General features: G+C 68.8%; 16 protein-coding genes and 1 tRNA gene. 9 read left to right on the top strand and 8 right to left on the bottom strand.

Features of this window, described 5'->3' with window-relative positions; translation table 11 throughout:
- Positions 1-30 precede the first annotated feature (30 nt).
- Entirely contained in the window at positions 31-879 is an 849-nt protein-coding gene (gene pdxY / locus DT074_RS01680; protein WP_162914549.1) for a pyridoxal kinase, read from the top strand.
- Between the two features lies 1 nt (position 880).
- Here pdxY and DT074_RS01675 read toward each other — a convergent pair whose 3' ends face one another.
- From DT074_RS01675 to DT074_RS01645, 7 genes are all read right to left on the bottom strand, one after another.
- Positions 881-1,483 (bottom strand): HAD family hydrolase, encoded by a 603-nt coding sequence (locus DT074_RS01675; protein WP_368744371.1) that lies wholly within the window; start codon positions 1,481-1,483, stop codon positions 881-883.
- Positions 1,484-1,487: 4 nt separating this feature from the next.
- Positions 1,488-2,441: a glutathione synthase gene (gene gshB, locus DT074_RS01670; RefSeq protein WP_119418062.1), complete on the bottom strand. Its 954-nt coding sequence runs from the start codon at positions 2,439-2,441 to the stop codon at positions 1,488-1,490.
- 42 nt (positions 2,442-2,483) lie between these two features.
- Entirely contained in the window at positions 2,484-2,930 is a 447-nt protein-coding gene (locus tag DT074_RS01665; protein WP_119418061.1) for a copper chaperone PCu(A)C, read from the bottom strand.
- A gap of 64 nt (positions 2,931-2,994) precedes the next feature.
- Entirely contained in the window at positions 2,995-3,363 is a 369-nt protein-coding gene (locus DT074_RS01660) for a DUF2946 family protein (RefSeq protein WP_119418060.1), read from the bottom strand.
- 29 nt (positions 3,364-3,392) lie between these two features.
- The gene (locus DT074_RS01655; protein ID WP_119418059.1) at positions 3,393-4,001 is read right to left on the bottom strand and encodes an HAD family hydrolase; all 609 of its coding nucleotides are present in this window, start codon (positions 3,999-4,001) and stop codon (positions 3,393-3,395) included.
- Positions 3,998-5,332 (bottom strand): dihydroorotase, encoded by a 1,335-nt coding sequence (locus DT074_RS01650; protein ID WP_119418058.1) that lies wholly within the window; start codon positions 5,330-5,332, stop codon positions 3,998-4,000. The genes DT074_RS01655 and DT074_RS01650 overlap by 4 nt, the downstream gene beginning before the upstream one ends.
- A 16-nt stretch (positions 5,333-5,348) precedes the next feature.
- The gene (locus DT074_RS01645; protein WP_119418057.1) at positions 5,349-6,287 is read right to left on the bottom strand and encodes a glycosyltransferase family 9 protein; all 939 of its coding nucleotides are present in this window, start codon (positions 6,285-6,287) and stop codon (positions 5,349-5,351) included.
- Between the two features lie 97 nt (positions 6,288-6,384).
- Here DT074_RS01645 and ygfZ point away from each other — a divergent pair, with 97 nt between their 5' ends.
- The 6 genes from ygfZ (at position 6,385) to DT074_RS01615 (ending at position 11,075) form a co-directional block, all read left to right on the top strand.
- Complete coding sequence (gene ygfZ / locus DT074_RS01640; RefSeq protein ID WP_119418056.1) at positions 6,385-7,269, top strand: CAF17-like 4Fe-4S cluster assembly/insertion protein YgfZ; 885 nt, start codon at positions 6,385-6,387, stop codon at positions 7,267-7,269.
- Positions 7,270-7,273: 4 nt separating this feature from the next.
- Positions 7,274-7,873: a DNA-3-methyladenine glycosylase I gene (locus DT074_RS01635; protein ID WP_119418055.1), complete on the top strand. Its 600-nt coding sequence runs from the start codon at positions 7,274-7,276 to the stop codon at positions 7,871-7,873.
- A gap of 63 nt (positions 7,874-7,936) precedes the next feature.
- Complete coding sequence (locus DT074_RS01630) at positions 7,937-8,716, top strand: enoyl-CoA hydratase-related protein (RefSeq protein WP_119418054.1); 780 nt, start codon at positions 7,937-7,939, stop codon at positions 8,714-8,716.
- Complete coding sequence (locus DT074_RS01625; RefSeq protein ID WP_119418053.1) at positions 8,717-9,475, top strand: SDR family NAD(P)-dependent oxidoreductase; 759 nt, start codon at positions 8,717-8,719, stop codon at positions 9,473-9,475.
- Positions 9,476-9,493: 18 nt separating this feature from the next.
- Complete coding sequence (locus DT074_RS01620) at positions 9,494-10,300, top strand: class I SAM-dependent methyltransferase (protein WP_119418052.1); 807 nt, start codon at positions 9,494-9,496, stop codon at positions 10,298-10,300.
- A gap of 22 nt (positions 10,301-10,322) precedes the next feature.
- A complete protein-coding gene (locus DT074_RS01615) occupies positions 10,323-11,075 on the top strand; it encodes an oxygen-binding di-iron domain-containing protein (RefSeq protein WP_119418051.1) in 753 nt (250 codons plus the stop codon).
- Here the strand turns inward: DT074_RS01615 and DT074_RS01610 are convergent.
- Positions 11,050-11,646 (bottom strand): glutathione S-transferase family protein, encoded by a 597-nt coding sequence (locus DT074_RS01610; RefSeq protein WP_119418050.1) that lies wholly within the window; start codon positions 11,644-11,646, stop codon positions 11,050-11,052. The two genes, DT074_RS01615 and DT074_RS01610, sit on opposite strands and share 26 nt — an antisense overlap.
- A gap of 89 nt (positions 11,647-11,735) precedes the next feature.
- Here DT074_RS01610 and DT074_RS01605 point away from each other — a divergent pair, with 89 nt between their 5' ends.
- Together DT074_RS01605 and DT074_RS01600 are read left to right on the top strand one after the other, a co-directional pair.
- The gene (locus DT074_RS01605; RefSeq protein WP_119418049.1) at positions 11,736-12,629 is read left to right on the top strand and encodes a polyphosphate kinase 2 family protein; all 894 of its coding nucleotides are present in this window, start codon (positions 11,736-11,738) and stop codon (positions 12,627-12,629) included.
- Between the two features lie 66 nt (positions 12,630-12,695).
- A tRNA-Thr gene (locus tag DT074_RS01600) sits at positions 12,696-12,770 on the top strand.
- Positions 12,771-12,784: the final 14 nt, after the last annotated feature.

Raw genomic sequence — 12,784 nt, 5'->3', positions numbered from 1 at the left:
AAGAGCTTCGTCTTCAGGCTAATCTACGGCATGCCCGATCCGGTCATTCTCTCGATCTCGAGCCAAGTTGCCTACGGTCATGTCGGCAATGCAGCCATCGTGCCAGCGCTGAACGCGCTCGGCTTCGAGGTGCTGGCAGTGCCGACGGTCTTGCTCGCGCATCATCCGGGGCACGGGCCGCCGGCGGGGCGGGCGCTGGAGCCGGCGGAGACAACGGCTTTGGTGGCCGGGCTCGATGGGGTCGGCGCGCTGAAGCCAGCGGTCGGCGTTCTGTCCGGCTATCTCGGTCATCCCGGCACGGCAGATACCGTGGTCGATGCGGTGCGGCGTGTGCGGGCGGCCAATCCCGGCGCGATCTATCTTTGCGATCCCGTGCTCGGCGATGCTGGCCGTGTCTATGTCCGCGACGGGGTGGAAGCGGCGATGCGCGACCGCCTGCTGCCGCTCGCCGATGCGATCACGCCGAACCATTTCGAGCTGGAGCGGCTTGCCGGCGCAGCGGTGGCGACGCTCGACCAGGCGATTGCCGCCGCGCGTGCCCTGATCGCGCGTGGGCCGAAGCTCGTGGTCGTGACCTCGCTCAGACGCGGGGACCCCGAGCACCACGCGGTCGAGACTCTGGCGGTGACGGCGGAGGCGGCCTGGCTCGCCGCCACGCCGCGGATCGAGCCGGTGCCGCAAGGCTCGGGTGACCTTCTGGCCGGCTTGCTGCTCGGCCATCTCGCGCATGGCGCGGCGCCGCCCAACGCGCTGGCCCGTGCCGTCTCGGCCGTCGCCGTGGTGCTGGCTGCGAGCCAGGGGCAGAAGGAAATGCGCCTGGTCGCGCACCTCGCCCAGCTCAGGTCGCCGCCGCCGCTCTCGGTGCGGCGGGTCGGCTAGCTCAGGCGATCCGCAGCGCCTCGCTGAGGACGCTGTCCGGCATCCACCGCACGGCCCGCCATCCTGCGGTCTTCGCTGCCGTGACATTCTCCTCGACGTCGTCGATCAACAGTAGCTCGGCCGGAGCGAATTCGACCCGGCGCGCTACCGTCTCGAAGAACCGCGCCTCGGGCTTGCGGCAGCCGAGCGCCGCCGAGTAGTGGCAGCCGTCGATCGCCTCGCCCAAGCGGAGCTCCCGCAAGAGGTAGCGGGCGCGTTCGTGTTCCTGGTTGGTGACGAGGTGCACCTGCAAGCCGTCGGCGCGTGCTGCGGCGAGGTCGGCAAGCAGGCGCTCATTGAGCCGGGCATCGGTCGCGAACCAGTATTCGATCACCCGGTCGGCGGAGATCTTCGGTGCAATGCGCGCGAGCACCGGCGCCAGCTTCTCGCGCAACGCAGCCCGACCCAGGACGATTGCCTCCCAATGAACGGCGAAGAATTCGCGCTGCAGTCTGGTGGGGTCGAGGCTGAGATCGGCCGCGAGGTCGGTCGACCAGTGCCGCCCGTCGCCGCGCCGCCCGCGCACGAGGACGCCGTCGACATCGACCATCAGGGCGCGGATCACGGAGCTATTTCTTGCGTTCGCCCAACCGCCGTTCGATGGCGTCCCAGATCTTCGCTTCCAGCTTCACGCCGTCGAAGCGGTTGATCTCCTGCAGGCCGGTGGGCGAGGTGACGTTGATCTCGGTGATGTAGTCGCCGATCACGTCGATGCCGACGAAGACGAGGCCGAGCCGCTTCAGCTCCGGCCCGATGCGCTCGCAGATCTCGAGGTCGCGCTTGCTCATCGGCGACTTCACCGGCTTGCCGCCGACATGCATGTTGGACCGCGCCTCACCAGCGGCCGGCACGCGGTTAACCGCGCCGGCGGCGACGCCGTCGATCAGGATGACGCGCTTGTCGCCCTCGCGCACCTTGGGCTCGTAGCGCTGCACCATGATCGGCTCGCGGTAAAGCTGGGTGAACATCTCCAGCAGCGAGTTCAGGTTCTCGTCGTCGGGCTTCACATGGAACACGCCGGCGCCGCCATTGCCGTAGAGCGGCTTCAGGATGATGTCCTTGTGCTCGGCGCGGAAGGCGCGGATCTCCGCCGGGTCGGCGGAAATCAGGGTCTGCGGCATCAGGTCGGGGAAGTGAGTGACGAACAGCTTTTCCGGCGCGTTCCGCACGCTGACCGGATCGTTCACCACCAGCGCCGTCTGGTTCACCTTCTCCAGCAGATGCGTGGTGGTGATATAGGCCATGTCGAAGGGCGGGTCCTGGCGCAGCAGCACGACATCGCATCTGCCGGGCTCGATCACCTCGGCCGCGCCGAAAGTATGGTGGTTGCCGCGCTCGCGGCGGACCTGCAGCGGCTGGGCCCGCGCCGTGACGCGGCCGTCCTTCATCGACATGTCGCGCGGCAGGTAGTGGTACAGGCGGTAGCCCCGCGCTTGCGCCTCCATGGCCAAGACAAAGGTGGAATCGCCGTCGATATTGACGGCTTCCATCGGGTCCATCTGGATGGCGACGGTCAGGCTCACGCGGGGCTCTCCTCCAGGCTCTGTCCTTCCTTTATAGCGCGCTCAATGGCGCTGGTGGCCCGCCCTGAGGGGGCGCACCGGCACCTGGACCTCGACCTTGCCGGCCTTCTCGAAGGTGAGGGTGAGCAGGATGGTCTCGCCGGCTTTCAGGGGCTGTTTCAGGTCCAGCATCATGATGTGGTAGCCGCCGGTTTCGAGCACGGCGGGCTTGCCGGGCGCCAGCTCGATCGCCTCGACCTGGCGCATCTTCATCACGCCGCCCTCGTGCAGATGGGTGTGCAGCTCGACCGTGCCGGCGACCGGCGAGGCGGCGGCGATGAGCCGATCCGGCCCGGTACTGGTTTCGATCGTCATATAGGCGGCGGAGACCTTGGCCTGACCGATGGTGGCACGGGCATAGGGCTCCTTGACGGTGATCTGCCCCTGCGCGTGGGCGAGCGTGGCGAATCCGGCGAGCGCGGCGGCGATGAGGAGGGATTTCAGTCGCATGGTCGTTCCTGATGGCAAGGCGGGCAGGCGCCCGCGGGTCTGGATGCAGGGTGGTGGCGTGGCATCAGACCGGAAGCGGCGGGGCGCGCGGCTGCGCGGGGCCCGAGGCGGGGCGTCGAGGAGCGGCTGGCCTGAACGCCCCCGTGCCGGTGTCCAAGGGCACATAGGCGATGGCCGCAGCCGGCGGCATGGCCGGCGGGATCGCCGTGGCGGCCAAGGTAACGCAGGCGGTGCAGGCGTGATCGGCGCCGCGCGCCGGCTTCTCCGATTGGCCGGGGCCGATCCGCTTCAGCCCCTCCGCCGTGCAGATGACGAGGCCGCCATCGGCGCCGGCGAGCACGCGCAGCGGGCCGTGCAGCGCAAAGGCGACCGTCTGCGCCGCCAGGGCGAAGACGGCGAGCCAGGTCGCAAACGGGCGGACGGGGCGGCGCATGGAAAGAGCCTAGCAGGTACCGCGCAGCTTCACGGCAATCCGTGCTGCGCCAGTTCGCCGCGCAGCGCCTGGATGCCCGTGAAGTGATGACCGATCAGACCGGCGGCGCGAGCGCCCTCAGCATTTTCCGGCTCGTCGTCCAGGAAGAAGGTCTCCTCCGGCGGGGTGCCGAGGCGCTGGCAGAGCGCGCGGAAGATCGCCGGGTCAGGCTTCGCGGTGCGGAACTGCCAGGCAAAGTAGGAATGCGCGCCGAACAGCGGCCTGACTTCGGGAAAAGCCTCGTCGATCACCTGTTCCAGCAGGGCGCCGTTGTTGGTGAGCAGCGCGACCCTGGCGCGGCGTGCCAGCGCCCGCACGAGGTCGAGCATGGCCAGATCGGGCGCCATGGCAAGGCGGCGTGCTTCGAGCCATTGCGCGCGGGTCAGGGGAACGCCCATGCGCTCGCCGAAGCCGGCCAGATAGGCCTCCGCCGTGATCTGCCCGCTATCCGAGAGATGCTCGAAGCCCGAGCCCCAGATGGCGGCGTGGATCTCCTCGGCGCTCTTGGCGCAGAGCGTGGCCAGATGGGCGAGGCGCTTGTCGATCCGGTAGCGGCAGAGCACGCCGTCCATGTCGAAGACGACGGCCGCTATCGTCATGCACCCAGCGTCTCGGTGAAGCGGACGGGCGCGCCCTTCGGCTCGAACAGCTCGCCCTCCTGCATGGCGACATGGCCGCGCAGGATGGTGGCGATCGGCCAGCCGGTGACCTCCACGCCTTCGAACGGCGACCAGCCGCATTTCGAGCGCAGCCAGTTCGCCGCGATGGTCTCGCGCCGCTTGAGATCGACCAGGGTCAGGTCGCCGTCATAGCCGACGACGAGGCGGCCCTTGCCGGCGATGCCGAAGATGCGCTGCGGCCCATGCGCGAGCAGGTCGACGAGGCGGAGCAGGGTGAGCTTGCCCTGGTGCACCGCATCCAGCATGAGCGGCAGCATGGTCTGAACGCCCGGCATGCCGGAGGGGCTGGCCGGATAGGCTTGCGCCTTCTCCTCGCGGGTATGCGGCGCGTGGTCGGAGCCGAGCACGTCGACGATGCCCGCGGCGACGGCACGCCACAGGCCATCGCGGTGGTGAGCATCGCGGATCGGCGGGTTCATCTGGGCGAAGGTGCCGAGCCGCTGATAGGCCTCGGGCGCCGCCAGGGTGAGGTGCTGCGGCGTCGCCTCCACGGTGGCGATGTCCTTGTGGTCGGCGAGATAGGCCATCTCGTCGGCCGTGGTGATGTGCAGCACATGGACGCGCCGGCCGGTGGCGCGGGCGGCGGCGATCAGGCGCCGGGTCGCCTTCAGCGCGCTCTCGGCATCGCGCCATTCCGGGTGCAGCTCCGGCCCGCCGCCGGATTCCGCGATGAAGCGCCGGTCGCGCAGCCTGGGCTCGTCCTCGGCATGCACGGCGACGCGACGGCTGCCATGGCGCAGCGCCTCGGTCAGCCTGAGGTCGTCGTCGACCAGCAGGTCGCCGGTGGAGGCGCCCATGAAGATCTTGACGCCGCAGCAGCCCGGCAGCCGCTCCAGAGCCGGCAGCTCGGTCGAATTGAACCCGGTGGCGCCGACGAAGAAGGCATGGTCGGCAAAGGCGCGGCCCTTGGCGCGGGCGAGCTTGTCCTCCAGCGCAGCGCGGTCGGCGGTGTTGGGCTTGGTGTTCGGCATCTCGAAGATGGTGCAGATGCCCCCGGCGACGGCCGCGGCCGTGCCGGTCGCGAGGTCCTCCTTGTGGTCGAGGCCGGGCTCTCGGAAATGCACCTGGGTGTCGATCAGGCCGGGCAGGACGTGCAGTCCGGCGGCGTCGATGGTCCGCCCGGCGCTGGCCCGGCCGAGGCTGCCGATGGCGGCGATGCGGCCGGCCCGGATGCCGACATCGCCCGGGGAGATGCCCGCCGGCGTCACCAGCGTGCCGCCGCGGACCAGCAGGTCATAGGACTCGCTCATGGGTGGATCATACCATTCATGGCTGCAGATCGCGCCAAAGACGCGTGGCCGCCTCGGCGGCGTGCTCGACGGTCAGGCTGTCCATCGCTGAGGCGCCGCCGGGGCGGCGGGCCAGATCGCCGGTGCTCTCCGTGGTGCGGACGGTGTCGGCCCGATCGGACCAGGGGCCGAGCTTGTCGTCCCGGGTCGGGCCGAACAGGCCGAGGACCGGGGTGCCGGCCGCCGCGGCGAGATGCATCGGCGCGCTGTCATTGCCGACGACGAAGGCGCAGCGCTCCAGGCAGGCCTGCAGCACGGCCGTATCGGTGCGGCCGGCGAGGTCGAGCCGGCGGTCGGGCGGGATCCGCTCGAGCGTGGCGGCTGTGAGCATCGCCTCGTCGGCAAGGCCGAGCGCGGCCACGCGCCAGCCATCGAAGGCCGCGCCCGGTGCCGTCAGCTGGCCGGCCAGGCTGGCGAAACGTTCCGCCGGCCAGCGCTTGCGGGCCCAGCCGGTGCCCGGCGCCAGGCCCAGCACGGGCGGGCCTTCGGGAAGCAACGCGGCGGCCGCGACACGGGCCTCCGATGTCAGGAAGCAACGGAGTGGCGGCGGGCTGCGCAGCTTGAGCAGGCCGGCCAGATGCACGGCCTGGTGCGCCCCGCCCATTTGGCTGCGCAGCACCAGCCGGCGCCGGGCCACCAGCGCCTGGCCGATCAGCGAGCCGCGCAGGTCGATCAGGCTGGACCATCGGTTGCCGGCGACCTGCTTCCACAGATCCCACCAATGGGCGGCCCAGGGGCGCCTGGCCAGGGGGATTACCCGTTCGAGGCGCGGCAGGCCCGCGAACAGGGCGGCGGCCGGCGGCCCGCAGACCACGGTGAAGCGGGCGCGCGGCAGGTTGTCGACCATCCAGCCGAGGATGCCGGTCGCCAGCACCGCGTCGCTGGTACGGTCGCCGGCGATGAACAGAACCTTCATGCGCCGACTTATAGCGGGCCCTCGCCGGCTTGCCTTGGCGGCAAAGCTCCCCTAGTTCCTCGGGATCACGGAATCGCTATCGAGCCCAGGTGCCGGGATGCCCGAACTGACCCATGCCCTGCTGCCCGAACGGGGCGCCATCGCCCTGACCGGCGAGGAAGCCGTCAAGTTCCTGCAAGGCCTGGTCTCCAACGATGTCGAGAAGGTCGGGCCGACCCGGGCGATCTACGCGACCCTGCTGTCGCCCCAGGGACGCTTCCTGTTCGACTTCTTCGTGGCCGCCCGCCATGGCGGCCTGCTGATCGATTGCGAGGCGGCCCGGGCGGCCGATCTCGCCAGGAAGCTCACCATGTACAAGCTCAGGTCGAAAGTGGCGGTGGAGAACCTGACCGGCCACCAGACCATCGCGGTCGCCTGGGGCGAGGGCGCGGCGGCCGCGTTCGGGCTGACCGCCGAGGCCGGGGCGGCGACCGTGATCGACGACGTGACCGCCTATATCGATCCGCGCCTGCCGGCGCTCGGCCTGCGCCTCGCCGGTCCGCAGGAGGAGGTCGCCCGGCTGCTGGTCGGTAAGGGCCAGGCGGTGCCGCCGGAGGCCTGGCATCGCCATCGCCTTTCGCTTGGCGTGCCGGATGGCAGCCGCGACGTGCCGGTCGACAAGGGATTCCTGCTCGAACACAATTTCGAGGAGCTGAACGCCATCGACTTCAAGAAGGGATGCTATGTCGGCCAGGAGCTGACCGCGCGCACCAAATATCGCGGGCTGGTGCGCAAGCGCCTGTTCAAGGTGGCGGTGGAGGGACCGCTGCCGGCGCCGGGCACCCCGGTGCTGCGCGGCGAGCACGAGGCGGGCGTGGTCTATTCCGGCCTCGACGGCACGGCGCTCGCTTTGCTGCGGCTCGAAGATGTCGAGACCGGCGAGGCATTGACCGCGGGCGATGCTAAGCTGACACCTGTGAAGCCCGACTACGCCGCCTTCTGATCCGATGCCGACGACCGAGACGATCCGCTGCCCCTGGTGCGGCGCCGACCCGCTCTACACGCATTACCACGACACCGAATGGGGCGTGCCGGAGCGCGACGACCGCGCGCTGTTCGAGAAGCTGATCCTGGACGGCTTTCAGGCCGGCCTCTCGTGGATCACCATCCTGAGGAAGCGCGACAATTTCCGGAAGGCGTTCGACGGCTTCGTGCCGGAGAAGATCGCGCGCTATCGTCAGCCGAAGCTCGACAAGCTGATGCTGGATGCCGGCATCGTCCGCAACAAGATGAAGATCGAAGGCACGGTGCAGAACGCCAAGGCCTGGCTCAAGATCATGGAAGCGGGCGGCGAGGGCGCCTTCTCGCGGCTGATGTGGGACGCCGTCGACGGCGCGACCAAAGTCAACCGCTGGAAGTCGACCAAGCAGGTGCCGGCCGAGACCGAGGAGAGCCGCAAGCTTTCCAAGACGCTGAAGCAGGCGGGCTTCACCTTTGTCGGCCCGACCATCATCTACGCCGTGATGCAGGCGACCGGCCTGGTCAACGACCACATCGTGACTTGCCATCGCCACCCTGATATCGCGGCGGATATCTCGGGCCGGTAGAGGGCAATCCGGGCCTCCTGTGCTACCCTCCGGGACGCAACCAAATGCCGGAGGGAACCAAGAATGGCCGAGTATCAATTCGCCAAGGTGGAGCGCGAAGGGCGGCTCCTGATCGTCACCATCAACCGGCCCGAGGTCTACAACGCGCTGCATTCGCCGGCGCATGACGAGTTCGACAAGATCTTCGACGGCTTCGCCGCCGATCCGGAGCTCTGGGTCGCCATCATCACCGGCGCCGGCGACAAGGCCTTCTCGGCCGGCAACGACCTGAAGTATCAGGCGGGCGGCGGCAAGCGCTGGGTGACGAAGTCGGGCTTCGCCGGCCTGACCACGCGCTGGGACCTGACCAAGCCGGTGATCGCGGCGGTGAACGGCGTCGCCATGGGCGGCGGGTTCGAGATCGCGCTGGCCTGCGACCTGATCATCGCCGCCGAGAACGCCACCTTCGCGCTGCCGGAGCCGAAGGTGGGCCTCGCCGCGCTGGCCGGCGGGTTGCAGCGGCTGCCGCGCACCATCGGCACCAAGCGCGCCATGGGCATGATCCTGACCGCCCGCCATGTGCCGGCGAAGGAGGGCTTCGAGCTCGGCTTCGTCAACGAGGTGGTGCCGGTCGGCAAGGCCTTGGAAGGCGCCAAGCGCTGGGCCGGTCAGATCCTGGAATGCTCGCCGATGTCGATCCGCGCCTCCAAGCAGGCGGTCTACAAGGGCCTCGACCAGGTCGAGCTGCGCACCGCCTACGAGACGATGTATCCCGAGGTCATCGCGCTGCGCCAGAGCGAGGACATGATCGAAGGCCCGAAGGCTTTCGCCGAGAAGCGCAAGCCGAACTGGAAGGGACGCTGAATGGATCTCGGCCTCAAGGGCAAGCGTGCCGCCGTCACCGGCGGCACGCGCGGCATCGGGCGGGCCATCGTCGATACGCTGGCGCATGAAGGCGCCACCATCGCCTTCTGCGCCCGCAACGCCGACGGGGTGCGCTCGGCCGAGAGCGACCTCGTCGCCCGCGGCGGCACCGCGCATGGCTTCACCGTCGATGCGGGCGACCAGGCGGCGGTGGCGCGCTTCGTCGACCAGGCGGCCGAGGTGCTGGGCGGCCTCGACGTGGTGGTCGCCAATGTCAGCGCCATGGCGATCGCCGACACGCCCGAGGCCTGGCGGCAGAGCATCGAGATCGACATCCTCGGCACCGTCGCGCTCTGCAGGGCGGCGCTGCCGCATCTCGCCAAATCGCACGGCTCGATCGTGGTGATCGGCACCGTCTCCACGATGGAGGTGGCGGGCCCGCCGCAGCCCTATCGCTCGGTCAAGGCGGCGCTGGTGCCCTACATCAAGTCGCTTGCCGTCGAATGGGCGGCGAAGGGCGTGCGTGCCAACATCGTGTCGCCCGGCACGATCTATTTCGAGGGCGGCGTCTGGCAGCGCATTGAGCAGGGCGCGCCGCAGATGTACCAGCAGAGCCTCGCCCGCAACCCGATGGGCCGCATGGGGACGCCGCAGGAAGTGGCGAATGCCGCCGTGTTTCTCGCCAGCCCGGCGGCCAGCTTCATCACCGGCACGAACCTGGTGGTGGACGGCGGCATCACGCGGCGCGTGCAGTATTGACAATCCGGGAGGTGACCGATGGCCGAAGCATCCCGTCACGACGCCTGGGCGGCCGGCGACAGCTACGACGCCTATATGGGCCGCTGGAGCCGGCAGATCGCGCCACGGTTCCTCGACTGGCTGGCGCCGCGGGAGGGTTCGGATTGGCTTGAAATCGGCTGTGGCACCGGCGCGCTTTCCGGCGCCATCGTCGAGCGCTGCAAGCCGGGGAGCCTGCTCTCGATCGATGCATCGGAAGGCTTCGTCAGCCGGGCGCGTGCGAATGTGCGGGATGCTCGGGTGGTGTTCGAGGTGGGCGATGCCCAGGCCCTGGCGGTGGCGACTGCCAGCAAGGACATCGTGGTTTCCGCACTGGTGCTGAACTTCGTGCCGGACAAGGACAAGGCGTTGGCCGAGATGCGGCGCGCGGCGCGGCAAAGTGCCACGATCGGCTTCTATGTCTGGGACTATCCCGGCGGCGGTGTCGAGTTCATGCGCGCCTTCTGGGTCGCCGCCGCGGCGCTCGATCCGGCGGCGCAGGAACTGACCGAGGACCGGCGGTTTCCCGATTGCACGCAGGAGGCATTGACCGGGCTGGCGACGCGCGCTGGACTGAGATCGGTGGTTTCGGCGCCGATCGAGATTCCGACCGTGTTCCGGGATTTCGACGACTTTTGGCGGCCGTTCACCCTCGGTGCCGGCCCGGCGCCGGGCTATTGCGCCAGCTTGGCGCCGGCGGCGCGCGAGCGACTGAGGCAGAAACTGCACGACGCACTACCGCGCAGCGCCGACGGCTCGATTCCGCTCAAGGCGCGGGCTTGGGCGGTAAAGGGGGGCGCCAGCTGAGGCGTATGACTGGGTCGTGAGCATGGAAACCAGGATCGACGAGATCGCGAGTGGCATCTTCCGGCTGTCGACATTCGTGGCGGAAGCGGGGCCGAAGGGGTTCACCTTCAACCAGTTCCTGGTGCTGGGCGACCAGCCGCTGCTGTTTCATACCGGCCCGCGGCGCATGTTCCCGCTGGTCAGCGCGGCGGTTGCCAGGGTGATGCCGCCAGAGCGGCTGCGCTGGATCACCTTCGGCCATTACGAGGCCGATGAATGCGGGGCGATGAACGAATGGCTGGCGGTCGCGCCGCATGCCGAGGTGGCGCACGGGCAGACTGCCTGCATGGTGTCGTTGAACGACGTGGCGGATCGGCCGCCTCGCATCCTGCAGGACGGCGAGACGATCGATCTCGGCAACGGAAAGCGGATCCGCTACCTCGACACGCCGCATGTGCCGCATGGCTGGGAGGCCGGCCTGCTCTATGAGGAAGGAACCGGCACCCTGCTCTGCGGCGACCTGTTCACCCAGCTGGGCGACGGCCCGGCGTTGACCGAAGGCGACATCGTCGGTCCGGCCATCGTGGCCGAGGACATGTTCCGGTCGTCGAGCCTGAGCCCGAGCATGGGCGCGACGATCCGGCGGCTGGCGGCGCTGGCGCCGCGCACGCTCGCCCTCATGCACGGCCCCTCGTACCGCGGCGACGGTGCCGCCGCGCTCGACGCACTGGCCGATGACTATGACCGCCGGATCGCCGCGCCGCCCGCGATCAGCCCTTCGCCGCCGGCCGGCTGATGCAGCGCTTCAGCCAGTCCGCGATCTTGGGGTAGGGCGCCATGTCGACCTTGGCGCCGCGCGCCCACATCATCACCGAGGCGACGTTGAGGTCGGCGATGGTGAAACGGTCGCCGAGCAGATAGGGCCTGCCCGCCAGGTGCTCTTCCAGCACCTGCAGCGGCCGCCTCACGTCCTTCTCGCATTGCTCATAGGTCGCCGGCTCGCAGGGCCGCATGTTGACGTTGTGCAGCAGCATGGTGACCAGCGGCTTCTCCAGCTCGGTCATCACCCAGAAGCTCCACTGGGTGGCGAGCGCATCCTCTTCCACGCTGTTCGGCTTCAGCCCCTGGCCCTTGTCGTACTTCTTGGCCAGGTAGAGGTTGATCGCCATCGATTCGAACAGCTTGAAGCCGCCGTCGTCGATCGCCGGCACGCGCGCGTTCGGGTTGACCTGCTTGAATTCCGGCGTGTTGGTGTCCTTGGCGAAATGGGTCGCCACGTGCTCGAAATCGAGACCCAGCTCCCGCGCCGCCCACAGGGCCCGCGAGGCGCGCGATTGCGGAACGCCGTAGATCTTCAGCTTGCTCATTCGTTTCCTCCCAAACCGCGCTCTGTTCGCGGCGGCCGCCGCAAGCTATCAGAGGTTCGATGCCGGCGGGAAGACGGACGAGGTGCCGCATGAACATGAAGAATCTCCTGAAGCGCTACCGCATCGACGACGGCCGCAAGTTTCGTCTGAAGGACATCGTGCCGAACGACACCGCCGGTCTCGACATCGAGAAGGACGCGGCCAAGGCGCTGCTCAAGGGCGGCGTGGAGCGGATGGCAGGGCTGCAGGAGCGGCTCTACGCCCGGGACCGCTGGTCGGTTCTGCTGATCTTCCAGGCGATGGATGCGGCCGGCAAGGACAGCACGATCAAGCACGTGATGTCGGGCATCAACCCGCAGGGTTGTGAAGTGCATTCGTTCAAGGCGCCGTCCGGCGAGGAGCTGGACCACGACTTCCTCTGGCGGACCACGCGTCGCCTGCCGGAGCGCGGGCGCATCGGCATCTTCAACCGGTCCTACTATGAAGAGGTTCTCGTGGTGCGCGTGCATCGCGAGATTCTGGCAGCCCAGAAGCTGGCGCCGGAGCTGGTGACAAGGAACATCTGGCTGCAGCGCTTCCAGGATATCCGCGCCTTCGAAGCCTATCTCGGCCGCAACGGCACGGTGGTGCGCAAGTTCTTCCTGCATGTCTCCAAGGAGGAGCAGCGGCGCCGCTTCCTGGAGCGGATCGAGACGCCGGAGAAGAACTGGAAGTTTTCCATGGCCGACGTGGCGGAGCGCGCGCATTGGAAGGAATACATGGCGGCCTACGAGGAAATGATCGCCGCCACCTCGACGCGGGAAGCGCCCTGGTACGTGGTGCCGGCGGACAACAAGTGGTTTACGCGCCTGGTCGTCGCCGCGGCCGTGGACGATGCGCTCGACGACCTCGACCTCAAGCTGCCGCCGGTCAGCCCGCGCCAGAAGCGTGAATTGGCCAGGGCGCGCAAGGCGTTGCTGGCCGAGAAGCCGCCGCGCCGATAGGGTTGCGGCCACCAGCTTGCGCATTGCTGCCGGGCAGCATAAGGTCCGCGCCCGTTCGAAACCGGCGCCGCAGTAGCTCAGCGGTAGAGCATTCGCTTCGTAAGCGAGTGGTCGGGGGTTCAAATCCCTCCTGCGGCACCACTTTCCACAAGAAC

Source organism: Desertibaculum subflavum (genome assembly GCA_003576705.1).
GTDB lineage: Bacteria > Pseudomonadota > Alphaproteobacteria > Ferrovibrionales > Ferrovibrionaceae > Desertibaculum > Desertibaculum subflavum.
The sequence above is the reverse complement of the archived record's forward strand: the minus strand, read 5'-3'. Positions and strand labels throughout refer to the sequence as shown.